This is a genomic window from Tissierella pigra (genome assembly GCF_009695605.1).
In the GTDB taxonomy this organism is placed as follows: domain Bacteria; phylum Bacillota; class Clostridia; order Tissierellales; family Tissierellaceae; genus Tissierella; species Tissierella pigra.
Genome location: NZ_VUNQ01000054.1, coordinates 1 through 25512, shown reverse-complemented (window position 1 = coordinate 25512; position 25512 = coordinate 1). Strand labels below are relative to the sequence as shown.

21 protein-coding genes are annotated in these 25512 nt (G+C 29.5%); 3 read left to right on the top strand and 18 right to left on the bottom strand.

The genetic code is table 11. The features are described from left to right. Nucleotides 1-415: 415 nt before the first annotated feature. From FYJ83_RS16860 to FYJ83_RS16785, 16 genes are all read right to left on the bottom strand, one after another. A complete protein-coding gene (locus FYJ83_RS16860; protein ID WP_195838040.1) occupies nt 416-2872 on the bottom strand; it encodes an ABC transporter substrate-binding protein in 2457 nt (818 codons plus the stop codon). Between the two features lie 144 nt (nt 2873-3016). Continuing rightward, complete coding sequence (locus FYJ83_RS16855; RefSeq protein WP_154442559.1) at nt 3017-4489, bottom strand: protein adenylyltransferase SelO; 1473 nt, start codon at nt 4487-4489, stop codon at nt 3017-3019. Between the two features lie 246 nt (nt 4490-4735). After that, nucleotides 4736-6076: an amidohydrolase gene (locus tag FYJ83_RS16850; RefSeq protein WP_154442557.1), complete on the bottom strand. Its 1341-nt coding sequence runs from the start codon at nt 6074-6076 to the stop codon at nt 4736-4738. 3 nt (nt 6077-6079) lie between these two features. Then, nucleotides 6080-7204, bottom strand: coding sequence for a M20/M25/M40 family metallo-hydrolase (locus FYJ83_RS16845; protein WP_154442555.1), 1125 nt, complete (start codon nt 7202-7204; stop codon nt 6080-6082). A 34-nt stretch (nt 7205-7238) separates the two neighbouring features. Beyond that, complete coding sequence (locus tag FYJ83_RS16840; protein WP_154442553.1) at nt 7239-7907, bottom strand: hypothetical protein; 669 nt, start codon at nt 7905-7907, stop codon at nt 7239-7241. 17 nt (nt 7908-7924) lie between these two features. Then, the gene (locus FYJ83_RS16835) at nt 7925-8626 is read right to left on the bottom strand and encodes a DUF5058 family protein (RefSeq protein WP_154442551.1); all 702 of its coding nucleotides are present in this window, start codon (nt 8624-8626) and stop codon (nt 7925-7927) included. Nucleotides 8627-8728: 102 nt separating this feature from the next. After that, entirely contained in the window at nt 8729-9985 is a 1257-nt protein-coding gene (locus FYJ83_RS16830) for a hypothetical protein (RefSeq protein ID WP_154442549.1), read from the bottom strand. 209 nt (nt 9986-10194) lie between these two features. Then, the gene (locus tag FYJ83_RS16825; RefSeq protein WP_154442547.1) at nt 10195-11436 is read right to left on the bottom strand and encodes an aminopeptidase P family protein; all 1242 of its coding nucleotides are present in this window, start codon (nt 11434-11436) and stop codon (nt 10195-10197) included. Nucleotides 11437-11596: 160 nt separating this feature from the next. After that, nucleotides 11597-12586 (bottom strand): ABC transporter substrate-binding protein, encoded by a 990-nt coding sequence (locus tag FYJ83_RS16820; RefSeq protein WP_412034784.1) that lies wholly within the window; start codon nt 12584-12586, stop codon nt 11597-11599. 52 nt (nt 12587-12638) lie between these two features. Continuing rightward, complete coding sequence (locus tag FYJ83_RS16815; RefSeq protein ID WP_154442543.1) at nt 12639-13424, bottom strand: ABC transporter permease; 786 nt, start codon at nt 13422-13424, stop codon at nt 12639-12641. Next, complete coding sequence (locus FYJ83_RS16810; RefSeq protein ID WP_216585444.1) at nt 13418-14257, bottom strand: ABC transporter permease; 840 nt, start codon at nt 14255-14257, stop codon at nt 13418-13420. The genes FYJ83_RS16815 and FYJ83_RS16810 overlap by 7 nt, the downstream gene beginning before the upstream one ends. Continuing rightward, complete coding sequence (gene potA / locus FYJ83_RS16805) at nt 14254-15294, bottom strand: spermidine/putrescine ABC transporter ATP-binding protein (RefSeq protein WP_154442541.1); 1041 nt, start codon at nt 15292-15294, stop codon at nt 14254-14256. Before potA ends, FYJ83_RS16810 begins: the two co-directional genes overlap by 4 nt. A gap of 19 nt (nt 15295-15313) precedes the next feature. Continuing rightward, a complete protein-coding gene (locus FYJ83_RS16800; protein ID WP_154442539.1) occupies nt 15314-15853 on the bottom strand; it encodes a helix-turn-helix domain-containing protein in 540 nt (179 codons plus the stop codon). A gap of 273 nt (nt 15854-16126) precedes the next feature. Beyond that, nucleotides 16127-17293 (bottom strand): tRNA uracil 4-sulfurtransferase ThiI, encoded by a 1167-nt coding sequence (thiI, locus tag FYJ83_RS16795; protein WP_326828365.1) that lies wholly within the window; start codon nt 17291-17293, stop codon nt 16127-16129. 4 nt (nt 17294-17297) lie between these two features. Next, complete coding sequence (locus FYJ83_RS16790; RefSeq protein ID WP_154442537.1) at nt 17298-18452, bottom strand: cysteine desulfurase family protein; 1155 nt, start codon at nt 18450-18452, stop codon at nt 17298-17300. Nucleotides 18453-18471: 19 nt separating this feature from the next. Further along, nucleotides 18472-19065, bottom strand: a complete 594-nt coding sequence (locus FYJ83_RS16785; RefSeq protein WP_154442535.1) for a lactate utilization protein — start codon at nt 19063-19065, stop codon at nt 18472-18474. A gap of 349 nt (nt 19066-19414) precedes the next feature. Here FYJ83_RS16785 and FYJ83_RS16780 point away from each other — a divergent pair, with 349 nt between their 5' ends. Beyond that, nucleotides 19415-20410, top strand: coding sequence for an asparaginase (locus tag FYJ83_RS16780; protein ID WP_154442533.1), 996 nt, complete (start codon nt 19415-19417; stop codon nt 20408-20410). Between the two features lie 142 nt (nt 20411-20552). Here FYJ83_RS16780 and FYJ83_RS16775 read toward each other — a convergent pair whose 3' ends face one another. Then, nucleotides 20553-21617 carry a hypothetical protein gene (locus FYJ83_RS16775; RefSeq protein WP_154442531.1) on the bottom strand — a complete coding sequence of 355 codons (1065 nt, stop codon included), beginning with the start codon at nt 21615-21617 and terminating at the stop codon, nt 20553-20555. Between the two features lie 161 nt (nt 21618-21778). Between FYJ83_RS16775 and FYJ83_RS16770 the strand changes: the two genes are divergently transcribed. Continuing rightward, nucleotides 21779-22780: a hypothetical protein gene (locus FYJ83_RS16770; RefSeq protein WP_154442529.1), complete on the top strand. Its 1002-nt coding sequence runs from the start codon at nt 21779-21781 to the stop codon at nt 22778-22780. A gap of 35 nt (nt 22781-22815) precedes the next feature. Here FYJ83_RS16770 and FYJ83_RS16765 read toward each other — a convergent pair whose 3' ends face one another. Then, entirely contained in the window at nt 22816-24261 is a 1446-nt protein-coding gene (locus FYJ83_RS16765; protein WP_154442527.1) for a hypothetical protein, read from the bottom strand. A 109-nt stretch (nt 24262-24370) separates the two neighbouring features. Here FYJ83_RS16765 and FYJ83_RS16760 point away from each other — a divergent pair, with 109 nt between their 5' ends. Further along, entirely contained in the window at nt 24371-25351 is a 981-nt protein-coding gene (locus FYJ83_RS16760; RefSeq protein WP_154442525.1) for a ribonuclease H-like domain-containing protein, read from the top strand. Nucleotides 25352-25512 lie beyond the last annotated feature (161 nt).

Genomic DNA, 25512 nt, shown 5'->3' with positions numbered 1-25512 from the left:
AGCGTTCGTCCTGAGCCAGGATCAAACTCTCATTTAAAAGTCTGATTAGCTCAAATTTGCTGACTGTTATTTCATGTGTTACTTTTTATAATTCAAAGTTTCTCACACTGTTTAGTTTTCTAGGTTCATCGCAGTTTCACAACTCAAATTTATTTACTCGCTACGCTCGTATAAATTTGGTGTTCATTGCGTTTGACCTACATCAACTCGCTACGCTCGTTGTGTTAGGTCATAATGTTTCCTCTCTCGAGGGAACTTTCTTATAATAACATTTTTGTTTATTACTGTCAACGGTTTTTTATAAGTTTTTTATTTTATTTCAAAACTTAATTTCCCATCAACTTTCCAGCCATTTTTGACTGGATATTTAGTATACCATGTTTTTTTATGATTTGCAAATGCTTTTTATAAAATATTATTCTTTTATTATATTATCATATTTTATCATTGCTAAAGGAGAAAGATTAACATTTGTTATTCTCTCTTGTGTACAAATTCCATTATATGGATGATAAAGAGGTATACATGGTACATCTTCTGATATTATTCTCTGTATCTCTTTATAGATTTCCATCCTTCTTATAGGATTAGATGTTTGCTTTGCTATTTTTAATAATCTCATAAGTTCTTCACTTTCATACCCACTAAGATTAGAGACACTGTTAGTTGCAAATAAAGGCTCTATAAAAGATGATGGTTCAATTGCATCTGCATACCAACCATATAGATATACATCATATCCTTTATATATGTTAGCTGAATTGGCATGTTCCTTATCTGATACTTGATGATACTTACATGTAATTCCAATTGCTTTTAAATCTTCTTCTATAAATCTTAAAGCACCATGAATATTTTGTCCACAGAGTATATTAAGCGGTTTACTTAAATCTACATTTTGACTTTTTAGAATTTGCCTTGCCTTTTCTGGATTATAATTGTATCCACTTATATGGTCAGATGGCACTAGTTTAGATGGAATCATACACTTGGCTTCTGATGCAAAGCCCCCTGTCATTTCATCTACTACTCTTTTCTTATTTATTGCATAGTGAATGGCTTCTCTCACTTTCTTACTTGTATACTGAGAATCTGTATTTTTTATTTTGAATCCTAAATAAAACGTAGCTAGTAGTTCCTCAGTTTTAAGATTTTTATAGTATTTAGTTTCCTTTATCTCATCTAGTTCCCGTTTACCTTGTACTACATAAAAATCATATTTATTATTTATAAAGTTTCCAAGAGCATTTTTGTCTCCACTTACTATTTCTACAATATCACAATATGGTTTCCCTCCTATATATTCTTCGAAGGCTACTAATCTATATAAATCATTATTAGCACTCTCTAATCTATAAGGTCCACATCCAACGAGATTCCCCTTTTCCAATTCCATAGGATCCATTACTGCACAACATATCTGAGATAAAAACATTAAAAAACCACTAAAAGGTGTAGCCAACTTAATCGCTAATTGATTTTCTCCTATTATTCTAATGCCACTTACTTCATTTGAGATATTCTCCATATATTCCTTTGCACCATCTATATAATCTATGAACCAAGTATTTGGAGATTTTAAGTTTGGTGAAAGTACTCTTTCCAAACAATATTTTATATCTTCGGCACGAATTATTTTTCCATTGTGAAATTTTGCATTATTTCTAAGGTTAAATATCCAAGTAAGATTATCATCTTCTACATACCAACTCTTAGCCAATGATGGTAATACATCTCCAGTATCACTAGTAGTTAATAATCCTGTATGTATGTTCATAAGAAATCTCATATTTTCCATACTATTTACCATGGCTGGATCTAGTGTAAAAATAGGCTCAGAAAAATTGCTCCTTATTGTAACCATTTCTCCCTCTGAATTAATTGTTTCATCTACTAATTCTTTTGTAACTCCATTTAACAAATTAACAACTTGTTCAAGTGCAACTAAAGCTGCCTTTGTAAACTGCGTATTCAATAATGCACTTTCTACCATTGACATTGCTTTATCTGAGACATTTGACATTTCATCTGTTGAGGCTACTATGGATTCAAGACTATTAGTTTGAATGGATATTGCATTGTTTATTTCATTCATAGTCTCTATCATAGTTTGAATAGCTTTTTCTATCCTACTAAAAGATATATTGGATTCTTCTGCAATACTTGAACCTTCTTTAATTTTCTCATTGCTTTTTTCAATAGCTTCAATTGTGGTATTAACGCTTTTATTAATATTATTAATTATATTGGAAATATCATTTGCCGATGCTGTACTTCTTTCAGCCAATAGTTTAACTTCATTTGCTACTACAGCAAATCCTCTTCCAGCTTCTCCTGCTCTTGCTGCCTCTATGGCAGCATTTAAAGACAATAGGTCCGTTTGATCTGCTATACCCTTTATTACATCAAGTATATTATCTATTTGAGCTGTAGCCGTTTTAAGTTCATGAATCTCTATCATTACTGATGAAATGGATTTCTCAATTTCATTCATAGAGTCAATGGTATTATATACTGCTTTACTCCCCTCCTCTATTATTCCTAAAGTTTCTCTAGCTGTCTCATAAGATGTATTTGAACTTGCACTAAGCTCCTGTGCCATAGCTGAATAATTTCCTATTTCATTTACTACTTCAGAAATAGCCTTTACTTGTTCCTCTACTCTATTGGATATAACTTCAATTATATTTATTAAGCTTTCAGCTTGATTATTAGAATCCTTTATTCTAACGTTTAAATTGTACAATAAATTTTCTTCGTTCTTTTTAATTAAAGCTCGTTTATTCATTTCCTTTTCTTTTTGTTCGTTATATACTGTTGATTCTTCTTTAATCTCTAATTCTTCTGTTTTTCTTTTCCATAGTTTAATCATATCGACCTCCGTAAAATAAGACATCCTATGTAACATATTGTAACATATTGTCTATTTACGGCAATATATTTAAGAACTTTTTTTATAAATCGGACTTATTTACTATATAAAATGCTTTAAAAACAAGTACTTACTATATATTAATTAAGTTCCGCAGAAAGTTTTATAATTATTATTTGTGTTCTTAGATAAAACTGAATATGCTTCTTGTTCATAAGAATATTCATAGGGTTGTAAAAGAACCTTTAAAAGCTTTTTCATTACCTCATAATCTCCCTTCTCTGCTGCCCCAAGGGCTTCTTCAACACGATGGTTCCTTGGAATTATAGAAGGATTAGAGTTTTTCATTAGAGAATATGCCTGCTCTTTTGATTCACCTTGCCTCTTTAATCTATCTTGCCATTTAGCCTTCCATTTAGAAAATTCTTCAGTTTTAAACAAATCCATATCTTCTAAGCAATCTAGGGTCAATCCTCTGAAAGTATTTGTATAATCAGCTTTATTTTTTTCCATCATATTTAAAAGTTCTTCAATAATATCTTTATCTTCTAATTCCTCATTAAACATTCCAAGCTTACATCTCATTCCTTTAATCCACTCATCATAGTATAAACTACTAAACTCTGATATTAATTCTTGAGCTAAATCAACAGCTTTATTTTGATCTTTATGAAGTAAAGGTAGTAGTGTTTCTGCAAATCTTGCTAAATTCCAAGCTGCAATTTTAGGTTGATTTTCATAAGCATATCTTCCATGGACATCTATTGAACTAAATACAGTAGATGGGCTATAGGTATCCATAAATGCACAAGGACCATAATCAATAGTTTCTCCACTTATTGTCATATTGTCAGTATTCATAACACCATGAATAAAACCTACTAATTGCCATTTTGCAATAAGATATGCTTGACGCTTTATTACCTCTTGGAGTAGTAAAATATAAGGATTTTTCTCATCTTTAATATATGAAAAATGACGTTCTATTGTATAATCAGCCAATGACTTTAATTCATTATTTGTTCCCCATTTAGCAGCATATTCAAATGTACCTACTCTTATATGACTACTTGCAATACGAGTAAGAACCCCTCCTTTAAGCTGAGTTTCACGAATTATTTGTTCACCTGTTAATGTCACTGCTAAGCTTCGCGTTGTGGGAATTCCAAGCCCATTCATTCCTTCACTTATAATATATTCCCTAAGCATAGGCTGTATTGCTGCCTTACCATCTCCACCACGAGAATATGGAGTTCTACCTGCCCCCTTTAATTGAATATCATATCGTTGTCCTAATGGTGTAATTTGTTCACCAAGAAGTAAAGCTCTCCCATCTCCCAACATGGTAAAATATCCAAATTGATGTCCTGCATAAGCTTGTGCAATGGGCAGACTTCCATTTGGTATTTTATTACCCGATAGTATATTTACTCCATCAATGCCTTGTAGCTCTGCAATATCCAATCCTAACTTCCTTGCTAAATCATGGTTAAGGATAACTAATTTAGGTGATGATACGGAATTTGGAGTAATTTTTGAGAAAAATATCTCTGGGAGCCTAGCATAACTATTATCTAATTTCCAACTATCATTTATTAGTTTGTTTTTTTTAATCATAATAACTCCTTTTCGTTTTATACTTAATAAGTCTAATATACCCTTTAGTTTTTACCTTTGTTCATTTATTATACAATTCTATAAAAAACTCTAGAGAGATTCTGGAGTAAAAATTTGAATTTGATTTTTCAGGCATGAATAAAGGCTGTCCAATAGATAATAATTGGACAGCCTCCCTATAAAAGTATTTTTCTCTCATTTTCATAGATTTAATCTTATATAAAGCTTTTTAATTTATATACAAATCTATTTATCTAGAAATCTTTCTTTTATGATTCCATCATTTGAATCCATAAAATTTAAATATTCTTCTTTTGTCATAGCTGGAACAAAATCTTTAAGGATATTTTTAGCCTCTTTTGCACCATCAAATAATAAATCTACTATTGTTAAAGCCAATGACTTAGCAGGCTCTAAATAGATATACTCCTCATTAATTATACAGTAATCCTTAGAGTGAAGTTCTCCTTTTATTCCACCAAACATAGGATGTAGCGTGGGCATAATATGGGATACATCTCCTAAATCAAAGGATCCTGTAAAATCTCCACCTTTTATTATTTCATCTTCTTTTATTCCAAGATATAATAGATTCTTTAGAAGTATCTCTTCTATCTTTTCATGTTTTAAAATTGGCAAATACCCTGGTATCTCTTTAATCTCAATATCTGCACCTACAGCCATAGCTCCGGCAATCAATGATCTATTAACCTTTTTATTAGCATCTACCATGGCTTGTATAGTCCTTGCCCTTGTATATGATTCCATCTTAACATCAGCAGGTATTACATTTACAATATCCCCACCTTTAGTTATAATTGGATGAATTCTTACCTTATCGTTATCTTCAAAGGTTTCTTTCTGGGCATTGATATTGTTCATAGCCAGTAGTGCTGCATTAAGTGCATTTACTCCTTTATGGGGAGCATTTCCAGCGTGGGCTTCTCTACCTATAAATCTAATATCCTTTCCAATAAACCCATTAGATACAGGTCCTACTAATACCTTTTTATCCCCTGTGTCTAAAGCATGGAACATAAGGGAAATATCTACATCATCAAAGGTTCCATTTCTTATTAACTCTTGCTTTCCTCCGAAATATTTAATGATTCCTTTTTCCTTAAGTTTACTTCTATAATCTAATTCTATGAATTCTTCAGCTGGCGTTGCAATAAAATCAATCTTTCCATCTAATTCCTCATATACACCTGATTTTATAAGGCCAATTGCTACAGCTAACATTCCTGCAATTTGTATATTATGCCCACAGGTATGAGTTGCTCCTGAATCTAGTGCATCTTTATGATTGCCACAAACTATACCGTCTAACTCTCCCAAAACTGCAACTTTAGGTCCTGTTTTGTCTTTATTTATTTCAGCCTTGCAACCTGTATATGCAATATTTTCAACTACACCAATATTGAGTTCTTTTTTAAAAAAGTCTTTTACAAGCTTAGTAGTTTCAAATTCTTTAAATCCAAGTTCTGGATTATTATAAATTCTTCTGCCTATTTCAAGTATTAAATCTTTATTATCATCAATTGCTGAGATTACTCTAGATTTAATTATTTCCTTTTCAATGCCCATTTATTATTCATCCTTCTTTATATATCTTATAATGGCTTCTGTCGTTTTAAATAATTCAGCAATCTCTAAATACTCATCAACTGTATGAACTTTATTCATTCCAACTCCAATAATAATTGAATTAAATCCCTGTTCAGCAAATATATTACTATCTGAACCTCCTCCAATTATTTTAAGTTCAGAATTCACTCCCATTTCTTCATAAACCCTGACAAATTCTTTTGCAAATTTTAAGTCATCCTTTGGTTTTAACACTGGGTAATCACATTTGTAATTAATTTCATAGCTACCACCAAATCTTTCAACTGTTTCATCACATCTATTTTTATATGATTCAAGGATCTCTAATATTTTTTCTTCAGAATGACTTCTTACTTCTCCAGTCATTGTACATATATCTGGAACTACATTTGAAGGAAATTTAGAATCTATTGTGGAAATATTTGATGTTGTTAAATCATCTATTCTACCTGTATTCATATGTGTTAAAGTGTGTGCTGCCATGGCAATAGCATTTATTCCCTTTTCAGGTTCTATTCCAGCATGGGCGTTTCTACCTTTAAATCTAATCTCAAAATCATACTTACTTGGAGCGGAATGTGCAATAATACCAGCAGCCCCTGAATTATCCACTACAATCATATTCTTTGCAGGCATCATATCCTTTGGTACATTGCCCCAATCAAAATATTTTGCACCAAGCATACCAATCTCTTCACAAGGGGTTAATACTACATAAATATCCTTATGTGATATCTTTTCTTCTTTAATAGTTCTTATAACCTCTAGAATACTTGCTATTCCACCCTTATCATCCCCACCTAATGTAGTAGTTCCATTGGTTTTAATAATATTACCTTCTATTATTGGTTCTACATTTAAATTAGGCTCTATTACGTCCATATGGGCAGCAAGTGTTACTCCTTCTCCTTCTATATCTCCAGGAATTTTGGCTATAATTGAGGGAGAGTCACCACCATATTGTAAATATCCTTCATCTAGGTATATGTCTGCACCTAAACCTTCTAGTAAATTAACCATATATTTTGCAAATTCTCCTTCTTTTTTTGAAGGCGAATGAATCTTTAACATTTCTATAAAACTATTTATTAATCTTTCTTTATTCAAGTCTATTACCTCCCTTTTTCTAGTGAGTAACTATCTATTTTCCATCTATTTGCTTACTTAATTGTTTCTTAGCAAATGCAATAGTTGCAAATACTGATACTAAAGTAACGATAAATGAAGGTTGACCTGGAATAAAAGCTACAGCTTTTGTCATTATATAAGCAACAGCAATAGCAAAGATACCTGCCTTTGGTGATTTTATTGCAAATTGAGCAAATACTCCACCAAATAATGCTGGAATAATAAGAGATAGCATTGTTGTAAATGATTGCGGTAATGCAGACAATACACTTTGTCCAGCAAATACAGCTAATAATAAAAATATAATTCCAACCCATATAGAAACGCCTATTCCTATTGTTCCCATAATAGCTCCTTCATCAGTACCAGATTTATATCCTGAACCTTCTAAAGCTGATACTGCTGCTGGTATTCTCATATTTACTAAGTTTCCTGATAAGAATCCCATATAAAGCCCAGCTCTTCCTACTATAGGAAAATAGCTAATAGGTTCACTAAAATAAAAAGCTCCTGAAACTGAAATCTGAGAAATTGCTCCCGCAATAATTGCACCAATTCCTGGATTAAATCCAAATCCCCAAGTCATAACCGCTGGTGGAAGTATAGATACTATCAATCCAAGGATCATTGTAAATCTACCTATTTTTGTAACATCCTTAATATATTCATCATAGACATTCATTTATATTCCTCCAATAATTAAATAGTTATAGTTCCAATAATTGCTCCTCCAAACATGGCAATTGTTAGAGCCCATTCTTTTAACCAAGTAAATTTCTTTTCTCCCAATTTCAAGCAAATCATCATAATGATTAAACCTGCCACAGCTGAAATTGTTACATCTGGATTTGTTCTAAATTTTATATAATTTCCAACATTAAAATATGCAAAAGAACCAAGCATAGCACCTATACTAACTGCTGGTAATAATGCTTTTCTTCCACTTGTCAACAAATTATTTACCTTATCCATTCTATGGGCAAATAGATATACAAATATAATCCATCCAATTGAACCCAAAGCCATTGTCCATAAAGCATTCGTAAATACTACTGGAGTCATATTTGTTGAAAGTTCTGACCCTAGTGCCTGCGCTCCAAAGTTTGCCGCCATGGCCTCAAAGTTAGAACCACCTATTACACTTAATCTAAAAGCAGACATGGGAGAACCCATAGTAACTAATAATGCCAATAAACTTCCTACTACTCCAAGTGCTGGCCCAATACTACTAATTGCACTGGTTTTGATACCTTTTTTCATTCTAGAGTAATCCATTCCCATGTCTACCCCCGCCTTAATTGACTTTTTGATTATCAATATAGACTGAATTAGTACAACTGATATTCCTATTATGGATACAAGCCATATAATAGGATGATTTGCATAAACCATATGATTCATATTTACTCCTCCTTTTGTCTTTTAAGTTCGTGTCCTAAATACGTCCTTAATTACCTCGATTATATTATAAGCTTAAATAGTTGTCAATATTTTCTCTAATTATTATTTAGATAATTTCATCTTTATTTTACGGCGTGGTCTTCCAGGGCCTAAAGAATTTTCTAAGTTTGACTCCTCACCATATCCAGTATCTATTATTTTTTTCAAAATTCTATTTGCACTCCGTTCACTTATGGAAAGAATTTCTGCTAGCTCTTGACTAGTGAATTCATCTCTTCCTAGTTTATTAATTACACCATTTATCTTTTCAATATACTGAGAACTAATGCCAATTTCTTTAGATAATTGTATAGTTTTTTCATCTGATAGATTCTTATATTTAATTTGACCTTTACTCATAATTGGTCCTATTACATTTTGTCCATCATAAAAATATACATTACCTTGTTTTTCAGAAATACTCTTTCTTAAGGCATTTCTGGCATTTGTTTCAGACTGATAGAGAGTTAACCCTTCTCCAATTCCTACACCAATGATAATATTATTAAGTTTACAATTATTTATTATCCTAGATAAAGAGTTTATATTCTCTGAACTTAACAATGCTCCTTTATTAGATATAATAAGATATTCGTTTGGTTCTATGACCTGCATCATACCTTCTATCTCCTTAGAATAGATAAGTATTTCTTCCTGCAAAAGTTTATTTTCTTCTCCAACTACTTGAATGATTTGTATTTGAATCACACGCTCATGAATATTTTTAAATTTAATGCTATTTTCTAATTGAATAAATCTATTTTTAATATCAATATTTGTTGCTTGTATTCTATAAACAGGAATATCTTGAGTTTTAAAATAGTTATATATATATCCGAAAGATGTAAAAATACAGTCTATCTCCTTATTTTCATATTTTCCTAAATAGTATTTTATATAATCTTCTTCGCTTTTATTAGGTAAATATCTTTGAATATCATAGTCTTTAACCTCTATATTAAACTCATTAAATACATCGATTAAATCCTTTTCCTTAATTATATCCAAAGCTATCTTTAGATCTTTCGTATCTCCAAAATCACTACGGAATTCACATAATGCTTTAATGATACCTATTATACCTCTTTCTGTATACACAACTGGTTGTTCAAATTTTATCTTTGAAGATAGTTCAGAATAGACACCTATTCCAGTTAGAAAAATACCATCTATTGTAAGATCTATGTTTCTTGCCATATCAATAAGTTTTTTTATCTCATCTTCTGCGTATTTAACAAACTCTATATTTCTATGTTCTTTAGAAAGAACCCCATATATCTTTTCAACTGAATCTGAAGCCCCCATTATAGCAACTTTCATTATTTTTCTCCTCTTAAATTAATTTATTTATCATAAGCAAATAAAGTATATTACTTTTAACTCAATTTAATAATAAGTATAATGTCTTTTTATACAAATCATTCTAACATAAGTATAATAAAAGTACTAGTTATAGAAAAACAAGTTAAGAAAATTTTCTTAACTTGTTTTAAAATCCATCTATTTTTTACCTTTTACCTGTTACAGTATTATTTATTCATATAGGTCTCTATTTCCTCTACACTTTTTATAATATATTTAGATAAGTTTTCACATCCATCTTCCGTTATTAATAAATCATCTTCTATTCTTATTCCGATTCCCTCTTCTTCAATATAAAGTCCTGGTTCATTGGTTATAACCATACCTGGTTTAAGTTCAAGGTTATATTCTCCTACATCATGTGTATCTAGCCCTAGATAATGTGAAACACCATGGTAATAGTATTTTGATAGTTCTTCATCTTTCTTTATTAATCCTAATTCCTTGCATCCCTCAGCTAATACTTTTTTAGCAATTTCATTTAACTCCTTATATGGAAGTCCTGGTTTAGCTGCTTCTTCAACTGCTTTTTGAGCCTTTAATACAATATTATAAATATCTCTTTGTCTCTCTGTAAATTTACCATTTATAGGGAAAGTACGGCTTATATCTCCATTATAATATTTATATTGAGCTCCTAAATCAAAAAGAACTAGGTCTCCATCTTCTGATTTAGAATTATTATCTACATAGTGTAATATTGTAGCATTTTTTCCGCTGGCAGCAATTGTTGTAAAAGCTTTATCTTTTACTCCATTTTTTCTCAAGGTAAAATCAAAGTGTGCTTCAATTTCATATTCCATCATATTTGGCTTCATATTATCTAACATATTCATAATGCCTTCATTAGTTATTTCTATTGCTTTTCTAATTAACTGAATTTCTTCTTCTGATTTTATAGTTCTCAATTCAGCAATATCATAATAGATATTTTTTATACTTATATATGGATATTTTTCAGCCATAATCTTTGCAAAGGATTGTGCTTCTGTTATTGATGTACTAATTTCTTGTCTTTCCAAGTCTAAATATGTCTTTTCTATCTTATTTCTACTTAATACAGAACTCATAGTTCCTTCTAACTCATCTAAATATTTAATATTATCTATACCTGATATATCTTTTGCTTCCTCCTCAGAAATAACTGCCCCTACCCATTTTGCCATAATAGGGTCTTGTCTTTCTATAAATAGTGTTTCTGATATATTTCCATCAATATTACTTATAAATAAAATTACTTTATCACTATCTATACCAGTTAAGTAATAAAAATTTCTATTTGGTGTAAATTGATATAATTCATCAGCAGATTTATATGGTGCTCTATCTGCAAATAATAATAATATACTATTATTTTCTAACTTTTCTCCTAAATTCTTTCTATTTCTTGTGAAAAATTCTTTATTCATTTTATTAGCCTCCTTTTTATAAGCCATACCGATTTAATTAAATACCTTATATATTTAAGATAAACATATCTTAATTTTTATACTATCAAAGGTTTCAACCTTTTACAATACAAAACACTGACTCTAAAATTTTTTTCTAAAGTCAGTGTCTTATTATTTGTTAATCTTGTGAAGTTATTTCAGTCCAAATTCTATCATATTCAGTTATAATATCTGATGGGTCATGAAATATTTCTGTATTTTCTATTTCTTCATCAGCTGGATATGCTACCTTTGAATTTCTTATGTCTTCAGGTAACATTTCTACTGCTTCAGGTATTGGTGTTGAGTACCCTATATAATCAGTATTTCTTGCTGCTATATCTGGTCTAGCCATAAAATTTATGAATTTTTCTGCACCTTCTTTATTTTTAGCAGACTTTGGTATTACCATGCTATCAAACCAAAGATTTGTCCCTTCCTTTGGTATTGCATATTCTAAATCAGGATTATCTCTTATCATAGCTACAGCATCCCCAGACCATACTACTGCAAAAGCCGCCTCTCCACTAACCATTGCTCCCTTTACTTCATCCCCTAAATAGGCATATACAAGTGGTTTTTGTATCAGAAGTTGTTCTTTAGCCTCTTCTAATTCTTTTATATTTCTTGTATTCATGGAATAATTTAATTTTTTTAGTGCTACTGCAAGAGTATCCCTTTGACTATTCAACATTATTATTTCATCTTTATACTTTTCATTCCATAGTATATTCCAACTATCTACTACATCATCTACTTTAGTCTTATTATAAATTATACCTACTGTACCCCACATATATGGCACAGAATAATCATTGTCTTTATCAAAATCTAAATTAAAGAACTTTTCATCTATGTTTTTTATATTAGGTATGTTATCTTTATTTAATTTAACTAATAAGTCTTCTCTTATCATTCTTTCAATCATATAATCAGACGGGAATATTACATCATAACTGGACCCGCCTTGTTTTAATTTTATATATAAATCTTCATTAGTCTCATACATACTATAATTTACTTTAATACCGTATTCTTCTTCAAAATCCTTTAAAACTGACTTATCTATATAGTCTCCCCAGTTATAGACATTGATAGTTTCTTTCTTCTCTCCACATCCAACAGTCATAATTACAATAATCAAAGATAAGGCTAATAAAATAAATCTTCTTTTTTTCAAATTAGACACCTCTTTCTATTTCATTTTTTTCTGTTCTTTTATTTATTATTAAAAGCAATATAATCAGACTTACAAACATAAGTGTAGATAGTGCATTAATTACAGGGTTTATTCCACGTCTAGACATGGAAAATATCTCTATACTAAGGTTAGATACATTATTTCCAGTATTGAAAAATGAAATAACAAAATCATCAATGGATAATGTAAATGCCATAAGGCAACCTGTAATTATTCCTGGCATTATCTCTGGTATAATTACTTTTCTTAAAGCATAAAAAGGAGTTGCACCAAGGTCCATAGCTGCCTCTGCTAAATGTTTATTCATCTGCTTTAGCTTAGGTAATACTGATAATATTACATAAGGTGTACAGAATACTATATGGGACAAAAGCATAGTAGCTAGACCAAATTCCATCTTAAAAAATCTAAATAATGCCATAAGAGATACTGCAGTAACTATATCTGGATTTAGTACTGGTAAATAGTTTAAATTCAAAGTTATTTTCTTACTTAATCCTGGCATATTATATATTCCTATGGCTGCAAAAGTCCCTAAAACTGTAGAAATAAGTGCTGAAAGTACTGCCACAAGCAATGTATAGTACAATGCTTTTAAAATTTCTGCATCTTTAAATAATTCTATATACCATTTAAAAGTAAATCCAGCCCATACACCCCTTGACTTTGAGTTATTAAAGGAAAATACTATAAGTACTATAATAGGGGCATATAGAAATAGAAATATTAAAAACGTATATAATCTTTTAAGTCCTCTACTTACCATAATCCTCCGCCCCCTCCTTCTTTCTCTTTGTCAAACTTAGATGTAAGAGCCATTGTTATTAGGATAAATATCATAAGGATTATTGACATAGATGATCCAAAATGCCAATCTCCAGTCCATCTAAATTGTTGCTCTACTAAATTACCAATTAAATTATACTTATTTCCTCCTAATAATGCAGATATAACAAAGGTACTTACTGCTGGTATAAATACCATAGTAATACCTGTAATAATTCCTGGCATACTAAGGGGAAGTACGACTTTACTAAATACTTCTATCTTATTAGCTCCTAAGTCTTCTGCTGCTTCTATTAAACTCTTTTCTATCTTAATTAAAACAGTATAAATAGGTAAAACCATAAAAGGAAGAAAATTATATACCATTCCTAATAAAACTGCCTTGTCATTATATATCAGTTCTAATGGTTTAAATCCTATTTTAGTAATTACAAAATTTATAAACCCATTTCTCCCTAAAAGAGTAAGCCAAGCATAGGTTCTTAGTAAAAAATTCATCCACATAGGTATAACCAACATCAAAACCATCATATTTCTTTTTCTTGGCTCTGCCTTTGAAATAATATACGCCAATGGATACCCTAAGATTAGGCAGATAATAGTTGAGATAAATGCCAGATTCACAGACCTTCCTAATACCTTTAAGTATGTTGGGGTAAAGAATCTTTTGAAATTATCTAGACTAAATTGAAATGTAGCAAAGTTTTGGCTATCTCCTGTAGTAAAGGCAAAATATAGTATAAGGAAAAGTGGAATTACGATAAATATTGCCATCCAAAGAATATAAGGATAGGCGACTTTTTTCATCTTCATTCTGCTCTCACCTTCTTCATTATATGAATATTTTCAGGTAGAACTGTCATTCCTATTTCAGTTCCTACCTCCTTCATTATGGTAGAATGTATCATCCATTCAAAGTCCTTTGATTCTATAATCATTTCATAATGAACACCTTTAAATGTAACAGATTTAACTATTCCATTTAATTGACCATTTGCTACTGATACTATTTCAATATCTTCTGGTCGAATAACTACCTCTATATTTTCACCTTTTCTAAAACCTTTGTCTACACATTTAAAATTCTGTCCTGAAAATTCTACTAAATAATCTTCATGCATAATTCCATCTATTATATTACTTTCTCCTATAAATTCGGCAACAAAGGCATTTTTAGGTTCATTATATATGTCAACTGGCGTTCCTATTTGTTGAATTCTACCTTTATCCATTACAACTATAGTATCTGACATAGTCAATGCTTCTTCTTGATCGTGAGTTACATAGATAAATGTTATTCCCACTCTTTTTTGCATATTCTTTAACTCAATCTGCATATCTTTCCTAAGTTTTAAATCCAATGCTCCTAGTGGTTCATCCAATAAAAGCACCTTAGGTTCATTTACCAATGCTCTGGCTATGGCTATTCTTTGTTGTTGTCCACCACTTAGGGAATCTATACTCCTTTTTTCAAAACCTTGTAGATTTACAAGTCTTAACATCTCTTTAACTTTAGAGTCTATCTCACTTTTGGGTAACTTTTTTATCTTTAGTCCAAAAGCTATATTGTCATAAACATCTAAATGTGGAAAAAGAGCATATTTTTGAAATACGGTGTTAATTTGTCTTTTATAGGGTGGAATATCTGTTATATCCTTTTCTTCAAATAATACAGTCCCCTTTGTGGGTTCTTCAAATCCGCCTATTATTCTAAGAGTTGTAGTTTTCCCACATCCACTAGGTCCTAAAAGAGTCAAAAATTCATTTTCTTGTATATATAAATTTATATCATTTAAAACAGTAACTCCATTGTATTCTTTTGAAATGTTCTTTAATTCTATAGTATGCATTTTTGTCCCCCCATTATCTTTAAAAATTTGGTGGTGTACTCACCCAAATAACTGAGGCCTTTGTTTTGCCTTCATTTGCTATATAATGATTGGAGTTAGCCTTATAATAAAAGCTCTCCCCTTTTCTTACTCTATATTTTTTACTACCTATATATAAAGAAATACTTCCACTTATTACGTATCCAAATTCTTCACCTTCATGAGGTGAGTCCTCTTTAGACCTTCCCCCAGGTTCTAATTCTATTAATATAGGTTCCATCTTATTTTTCTGTGCATTTGGAATTACCCAATTTAAAGTATATTTTAACTCTTCATTCTCTGTTTCAAAAGCATCATCCTTTGAAAACACTATTTTTTCTTCTATATTCTCATTGAAAAATTCCTGTAGATTTGTTCCTAGACCTTCTAATATATCCACTAAAGTTGTTATTGAAGGAGAGGTTAGATCTCTTTCCAATTGAGATATAAATCCTTTAGTCAGCTCCGACCTATCTGCTAACTCTTCTTGAGTAAGAGAATTTTGGATTCTCAGTCTTCTAATTTTTTCACCGATTTTCATAATACACCTCCTAAAAAAACTAGTTATATATTAAATAATTAGTTTATAACTACTAAACTTTTTTAGCAACTATCATATTATAGTAAAATTTTAGTATAAAAGTCAATACTTTATTTAAAAAAACATTATAACTTTAACCATGTAGATTACTTATTCATATCATATCCATTTCATCATAGGTTTAATATATTAAAAATTAGATACTCTTTAACTGTTAATTTGTTTTTTTGAAAAAAAGAAAAAGGAATTGGTTTAATAAACCAATTCCTCTAACTATTCTATTATAATCAACTCCATATTTTCTATTGCATTATTTATCAATGATTCCACATCTAAAGCCTCTTCTGACTTTAATATATCTTCTATTTTAGGTTTTGTAACAGGATGTTTAGGTAAAAATACTGTGCAACAATCTTCAAAAGGTAAAATAGAAGTCTCAAAAGTTTCTATATCTCTTGCTATATCTATTATATCCACCTTATCAAGACCTATTAGGGGCCTAAGAACTGGAATATCCACCGCTCTATTTGTTACACTAATACCCTCTACTGTTTGACTGGCTACTTGACCTAAACTTTCACCTGTAATAAGTGCATTTATTCCTTCTTTTTCTGCAATTCGACCTGCTATTTTCATCATAAACCTTCTTGAAAGTATGGTCATTTCATTTTCTTTACACTTGTTATTAATTTCCTTTTGTATATCTAAAAGATTCACGCTATACATTTTTATTCTACCTACATATCTAGATAATATTCTAGCTAAATCCTTTACTTTCTCCTCTGCCCTTTCACTAGTGAAAGGATAGGAATGATAATGAACAGCAGATATTTCTAATCCTCTTTTAGCCATTAAAAAACCTGCCACAGGACTATCTATTCCACCTGATAAAAGTAATAATCCTTTTCCGTTAGTGCCTAAAGGAAGTCCACCATAGCCCTTGACTTTTTCTGTATAGATATACGCATTTTGTTTTATATCTATATATAAAAAAGTATCTGGATTATGTACATCTACCTCTAATTCTTTGAAATTTTGAAGAATCAAACCTCCTATTTGCCTAGATAACTCTGGGGATTTAATTGGAAAGTTTTTATCTGCTCTATTGGTATCTACCTTAAAAGTATTAATTTTCTCCTTGTCAATTTTTTCCCTAATTGCTGCTATGGAAGCCTCTTTTATTTGTTCCTCATCTTTTTCTATTCTAATACACGGACTTATATACACAAGACCAAATACCTTCTTTAGTCTGTTTATCATTTTAGGAAAGTTGTGTTCTTCCGCTTCTATATATATCTTTCCCTGTTCTTTATATATCTTCTCAAAACCAATATCTTTTATTACTCTTCGCATATTTTTAATCAATTGATCTTCAAAATATTTTCTATTTAATCCCTTTAAAGCAATCTCTCCTAAACTTACTGATAGTACTTTTTCCACTTAATCACCTCATAGTTATTTGCCTAATATCTTCTACTGACTCTTTTAGTACCTTTACTGTATAATCTAAATCTTCTATAGTATTCTCATAAGAAAAGCAAAATCTTATGCTTCCCTCTATTTCTTCATTTCCAAGACCTATGCTTTTCAAAACATGACTCTTTTCAGTCCCCTTTGATGAACAAGCCGATGTAGTAGATACATAGATTTCCTTATTTTCCAAGTAATGAAGTAATATTTCTCCTCTAACATGCTTAAAGGATATATTTATAATATATGGGGAAGAGTTTTTATCTAAAGATGTATTAAATTTTATATAAGGTATTTCTGTCTCTATTTTTCTTGCAAAATATTCTTTTAATTCTATTACGTAGTTAGATTCAATTTTGTGACTTTCATTCATTACCCTTACAGCTTCTCCAAACCCAATTATCCCTGTCAAATTTTCAGTACCTGATCTTAAACCTCTTTCTTGATTTCCACCAAAAACTAAAGGAAGTAAACTATGCTTTTTATCTATAAATAGTCCTCCTATACCTTTTGGTCCATGTATTTTATGTCCGCTAAAAGAATAGCAATCTATCTCCCATTTTTTTAAATCCAATTCTACTTTACCAAAACCTTGAATTCCATCTACATGAAATAATGTATTAGGATTTATCTTTTTGATAATATCTTTTATTTTGGATACAGGCTGAACGGAGCCAATCTCGTTATTCACGTGCATAATTGATACTAAAATAGTATCATTTCTAATATTATCTTTTAGTTCTTCTAATGAGATATATCCTTGTGTATCTACACTTAAATAAGTAACATTAAAATCTTGCTGTTCATAATTTTTCATTATATTTAATACAGAAGGATGTTCTATTTTTGTAGTTATTATATGGTTTCCTCTTTTTTTCAACTTATTTGTTATACTTTGAATAGAGATATTATTACTTTCTGTACCACCAGAAGTAAAATATATTTCATTCTTATCTACATTTAAAAAATTAGCAATATGTTCTCTTGCTGATTTTATTTTTTGTTCGGATTTCATACCAAGTCTATGAAGTGATGACGGATTTCCAAAATCTTCAATCATGCTTCTCTGCATAATTTCTACTACTTCTTTTCTTAGTCTTGTTGTAGCACAATTGTCTAAATAAATCAAATATAATACACCTCTTCTATTAGTATCCTAATTCCTCATTTACTAAGTAAATATGGATTGTTGTAATATTTGGTTTTTTGTGGATTATTGTTTCCACTTTGCAAATTCTATCTGGTGATTCACAGTCACTACATTTCCCTGTATGAGTACATGGAGTATTTAGATTTAATCTCTTTGCATTTAATGGAGCTGCTATATTTCTAATTCTTTCTATGGCAGCATCATAATCAGTACATATTTTATTCTTCCCTATAACAATATAAACATCCTTATGTCCAAAAAACATAGATGCAACCCTATTTCCATTTCCATCCATGTTTACAAGCTTACCATCTAATGTTATAGCATTGGTACTTGTAATATAAATATCTGATGTCATAGCTTTTTCAATAGGATTTTGGGTATCTTTCCTCCAATGCCAGTATACTTCATTTCCTCTTTCTTTTAACTCCTCATAAATACCCATATCTTGTATGGTCATAGAACCGCCAATTCCTACGGAATCTTCTTTTTTTATATCTAGTAGCAATTCTTCTTTTGCTTTTGTTGTGTTTTCAAATGTTTTGACTATAAAGCCATTATTCTTTAATACCTTTTCCAATTCTAAAAACATATCATTAACCTCCTACCTATCTATTATATTTATTATACAAGATTTAGATATTATATTAAAGGGAAATAAATTTCAACTATTTTATTATATTATGTAGCCTTTATGTCGAATAAAAAGTTTTTTTTAAAAACTCTTGCATAATTTGTCGAGCTTTGCTATAATTAGATTGTGGTTATCCCCCTGGTAACCTCAAATAAGATCTCTATTCCCAATACCCCTTTTGAACGGTTTATTTACATCCAAAATGGGTGAAGACTCCTGATGGAGTCTTTTTTTTATGTTTTTTTAATATTATAATTATGTTATATTATATTTATGATTATTAATATAATTAATTGGAGGTATAAATATGTCTAACAAAAATAAAGTTGCTATAATCTTTACTGGTGGTACTATTTCTATGAAAATAGATCCTCGTATTCATGCAGCTATTCCAGCATTAACATCAGAAGAAATTATTGGTATGGTTACAAATATAGAGAGTTTTTCTGATATTGAAGTAATAAATTATGCAAATATCCCTAGCCCTCATATTACTCCTTCTATGATGATGGAAATAGCAAAGTTAGTAAAAGAAGTAATAAAAAGAGATGATATTACTGGAGTTATTGTGACTCATGGAACAGATACTTTAGAAGAAACTGCATATCTTCTAGATTTAATAATAAAAACTTCTAAACCTATAGTTGTAGTGGGTGCCATGAGAAATGGTTCTGAACTTGGATATGATGGTTCTAGTAACCTTTCAGCGGCTTTATGTACTGCTATTTCGAATAAATCTAAAAATAAAGGTGTCTTAGTTGTTATGAATAATGAAGTCAATGCTGCTAGTGAAGTAACAAAAACTAATACTTTATCTTTAGATACATTTAAATCTCCAGAGTTTGGTCCTTTAGGAATTGTAGATAATGATGAGGTTATATTCTATAGAGATATGGTTTCTCATCAATTTATTGATACAAATGTTATAAAGGAAAAGGTGGGTCTTATTAAATCTGTACCAGGTATGGAATCAGATATATTGGATTTTTACATCGATGCTGGCTATAGTGGTTTAGTCGTAGAAGCTTTAGGTAGAGGAAACTTACCCCCTGCTATGATTCCCGGTATAAAAAGAGCTATTAGTAAGAATATTCCTGTTGTTATGGTTTCAAGATGTCCTACAGGCAGAGTCTTAGACTCCTATGGCTACGAAGGTGGAGGTAAACATTTACGTGAACTTGGTGTTATTTTTGGAGGTAATTTACCTGGACAAAAAGTTAGAATTAAACTTATGTTAGCTTTAGGCTTAACTGATACTATGTCTGAAATCAAAGAAATTATTGAACAAAACCTATTTCTATAACAACAATAAAGAAAAAGGCTTTAAAGCCTTTTTCTTGTTCTTTCATACCTCCCTTTTGTTCTATTAACCAAGAAATCTTCAATTTTAATTATACTTTCTTCTAATTCTCTATTTTTCTTCTCTAATCTGTCTATAGTGTTTTTTAAATCCTCGGGAATATATTGTGCCCCTTTTTTTTTATTGGGACTTCTACTGCATTCTCCAACGGACCAAATCCAATAAATCTTACTTCTGGATATATACTGCCAAAAGAGTATTTAAGTATTATATTATCACTAGGATTTGCATTTATATACTTATACCTTACAAAATCTATTTCTCCAGATTCACTCCACTCATATATACTATCCCAACTATCTCCTTGATTATCACTATATCTACTTACAACCTTATTTAATTCTACCCATGTAATCCATAATTTATCTTCGTAGAATATAATATTAGGATAAGCTGGACTTCCTTCGTTAGAAATATATTCTGATTTATGTTTTATATATTGTTTATTGTATTTATCATATAATATCTTATTATATCGTATAACTAAATTTCCATCTATAAACTCACAATAAGTTAAATGAATTATATCCTTATGCTTTATCATATCTAAAAATACCTTATGATTTTCTGTATTTACTATATTAAATTTATCTTCCCATTCTAAGTTTTTATTTCTAAACCTTCTTAAATTTATTTCTCGGTCATTACTATAGTAAGATATTAAAATATCTCCTTCTAGTTTTATTATTCTAATTGGATTTAAAACCTTTTCTCTAGTTATTTCATCTACTCCATATGTACTCCATTTAGTACCATCATAGTAATGATGATTTATTCTATATTGATTTTCCTTAGTTTGTACTTCAATCATGTAAAGTATATGGATTTCCTTTCCTTCTACTATAATATTTAAGTCAAATACCTCGCTTATTGGTTCAGCAGTAAGTTTTACTTCCTCTTTCTTTTTACTTCTTAGTATGTTCAAAATAAGATGACCTTCTGTATTTTGATATAATATATAAATATTATTTAATTCATCAATTTCCATATCATATTCCTCTAATATATCTTTAGTTACAACTTCTCTACTGTCAAAGCTTACTTCACTTACTACCTTTTCTAATAATATATTAGTCTTTGACTTCCTAACTAAAACCATATTATTTGAAGCTAATTCTGCAATAGTCCATTTATCAGTAAAAAAAGTCATTACTCCACCACCTTTTTATTTAATTCTAATAGTTTCCACTTACTAATAAGTATTATATTTATATATTTTATATTACAGTTTTTATTTGTAACACAATATTATCCCATGGAATATATTATGATTGAGTAGTAAAATTATATTATTTAAAAGGAGGAAATAGAATGAATCCTAACATATTACCAGAAGATCTTACTCAAAATATTAGTGATAGATGTTGTATTGGAAATACAGGCTGTGAATGGGATGGTACTTTAAGAAGAGTAGTTACTGAGCCTGTTTATGTACAAAAAGTTTATGATGCAACACTTGTAAATTTACAAGCTTTAAGTACGGTCAACAACATCAGATTTACTCCACATTTACCAGTAGGATCAAGAATTGTAAGAGTTGTTGATATTAGATGTAGAAGATTCTTCAACCCTGCAAATATTAATGATCCTCGTAATTTAGTTATAGATCCAGAGACTATACTTTCAGGTGGAGAATTTATTAGAGATGAAAAAGGATGCTTTGTAGAAGTAGTTGGTCCAGATGGAATGAGAAACCAAAAGATAATATTTGCTGATACTACAGAATGTGATGATAGAGGCAGAGGTACTCCTGTATTCGGTACTCAAAGAATTGCATTAAGAGGAAATGTATTTATTGAAATAGATGTACTAGTTCAAGACTCTAGAGGAAGAAGAAATACTATAACTTTAACATCTAACGTTCCTATTGCGCCAGTTAATGCGCCTATAATTTTAACTAACTTCTTTGAGCTATGTATACCTTCAGTATTTAATTCAGCTTTCTTCCCAAGATTTGCTGAATTCTGTAATATACTATGTGAAACAAGATTAGGTACAAATAGTATTTCTAGAGATATTCGTGTAAATCCAGAAACTGGTGAAGTAAGAATTGACTTAATCATTGCAATCTGCATTACTTGTGAAAAGAAAATAATTCTTCCTGTTCAATTATGTGTTCTTTCAACAGGATTCGCTGAATTATCCCCAGAAACATCGCCAATATGTTCAACATTCCCAACACTATTCCCTAAACAAATTGATAGTAATAGTATAGGGGATGAAGTAGACCCACCTCGTCCTCCTCATCGTCCTGGATGTAGAGATAGACTTCATAGTCTAGAAGCAGAAGAATTCAATGATGATATAGAATAAGATATAAAGGTGTCAATTGACACCTTTATATCTTATTATTTTCCCTCTGGTAAGTTATCAATAAAATATAATATATAATCTATTGTAAAATTAATCTCTTCTTTTGGAACTACACGTATATCTAAAGAATACCTAATATAATCATTGAATTCTTCTATTCCTCTAAAAGGAAGTTCTATCTGAGACAATAGTTTTCTCATTCTTATTTTTCTTTCTATATTTGTCATTTTTCCCAAAGATCTATTTATATATTGAATTAAAGAATCAACTATTTGTTCTAAGTAATCAGCTCCTACTGTTTCCCCATCCTCTGGAAATAGTACTTTATGGTCTGTCAATTTAAAATCATTATAATAAGTTAATACCTTTTTTGTATATAATAAATCTTCATTTAATTTCTCATAGTCAAAAGTTTCCCTACTTATTGCCTCTGAATTTAAAATATTAAACTCTTCTAAATCTCCTAGCATATCCTTTTCTATTTGTTTGATTTTTTTCTCAATATTTTTTTGACTATCTTCTATATACTTTCTGTTTCCATCTATAATACTCTTCTTCCACTGTCTATATACCTCTTCTATTTCTTCTATTTTATTATCATTAATTAAATTTATAACTATAACTAAATTACTAATAAGTCCTAGTTGCAAGATGAAGTTAAACATTTCATCTATCTTTCTATTTAAAGAAACTATTTTTTCAGCAACTTCATCTATTTCTTCTAAACTTTTATTGGATAAATCTATATGCCTTAGTTTTTGAATTTCTCTAAAGCAATAATCAAATTTAGTTCCATAGCCATTTCTCAAAGAACTATCAAATTGTTTTTTATACTCATTTATTTGATTCTCTGCTTCTGGTTTTGTATATAATTTTAGATTCCTCATTATGGTATTTTGAACTATATTAAAATACTTATCTTTGGTTAATCTCATTGGTAAAACTGAAATAACATTGGATATAATATTAATATACTTAAAATAATTTTGCTTTTGATTATCTAGTAAATTATTAACTTCTTTTATTAATTCTTCTACACTCATATTATTATATGGAATTTTTTCGTAATCTTTTTTAGTTATAATTTTAGTTCCATAATAATCCACGAGTTCTCTGACATAAGATAATTCTATACTATATCCGTCTATAATGGATGCCAATTCATATAATTCCTGTCTAATATTTATAGCTTCTATTAATCTATTTTGTTTCTTTTCTTCATCATCATTACAGATGGAATCTTCAATTAGATTAATGGCTTTATTTAAATAATTTTCTAATGAGCTTATTTCAATATTAGATTCTGTTTCATTTTTATCTAAATTGTCTTTTAAAGTGTTTTTTAACATTGTGACTCCATTAAATACATTCAAATAACTAGACTTTTTAATTAAATTTAATTGTTTTGTATTTAAATATATAATCTTCTCTTTTAATTCATAATCTTTCATAAAAGATATGTTTTTTTCAAGCTCGGTCATATTACTTTCTCCTTTCAGTCCTTTACCAATTATATATAAACTTTGATTTTATACCTATTAAAATGTATAATATTATTATAACATATGAAGGACTTAGGGTGAATTTTTTATGGAAACTATAACTAATATAATTGAACATACTTTAAACATGGAGAAATATTTTAAGAATCAAAAAGTATGCTTTATGGACATTGAAACTACAGGACTAAATAGAAATAATAGTGCTATATATTTAATTGGTCTTTTGTACTTTAATGAAAGTACTGAAAATTGGGTGTTAAATCAATACTTTGCTAACAATATTAATAAAGAATTAGATGTGTTAAATAAATTTATACAGGATTTGTCTATTTTTGATAAGATTATTACATTTAATGGTGATTCCTTTGATATTCCTTTTATAGAACATAGACTAAGAAAATATGATGTTGATTATGTATTTGACAAAGGAAAATCTTTTGATATTTATCAAATTATTAGAAAAAATAGACTCTATTTGAACCTACCTAATCTAAAATTAAAAACCATTGAACAAAGTTTAGGTTTTATCAGAGAAGATAAATATACTGGAGGAGACTGTATTAAGTTCTACTATGATTATATAAAATCTAAAAACCTTTTATTGAAAGAGGATATATTAAGACATAATTATGATGATTTAGTTCATATGCTAGATATAATAGTAATATTGGATATATTGGATGAAAAAAAGAGCATATATATCAATTCAATAGATAAAAGTACAAAACTTGTAATTGAAAGCATAGAAAAATGTGGAGATATTCTAAATATAAGCGGAATATTAGATAATGAATTAAAAAATAATATAAAATATTATGGAGAGGGCTATAGTGTTGTAACTAAAGACTTTAATAATATTTGTCTCTCTATAGAATTCAAGGAAGGATTCATATCTAAAGAGCAAAAGTGTATTTATATAGACACTAATCAGATATATGATTTACAGCATATTAGAGATTTAACAGAATATCGTCTACCACCTAATATAATTATACTTACTATAGAAAAAACTTATCATATGGATAATATTAAAAATTTAGTTAAAGAGATGCTTAAAAATGTACTATAAATATAGTAACAAAATAAAAAAACAGACCTTATGGTTCTAGTGTTGCATTTAGGAAACAATTAAATATTGACAAAGTGAGAATCCCTTGGATGATATAAATTACATCCAAGGGATTCCTAATTCTACAGTGTAATACATAATTGTCTAATATTACCATATAG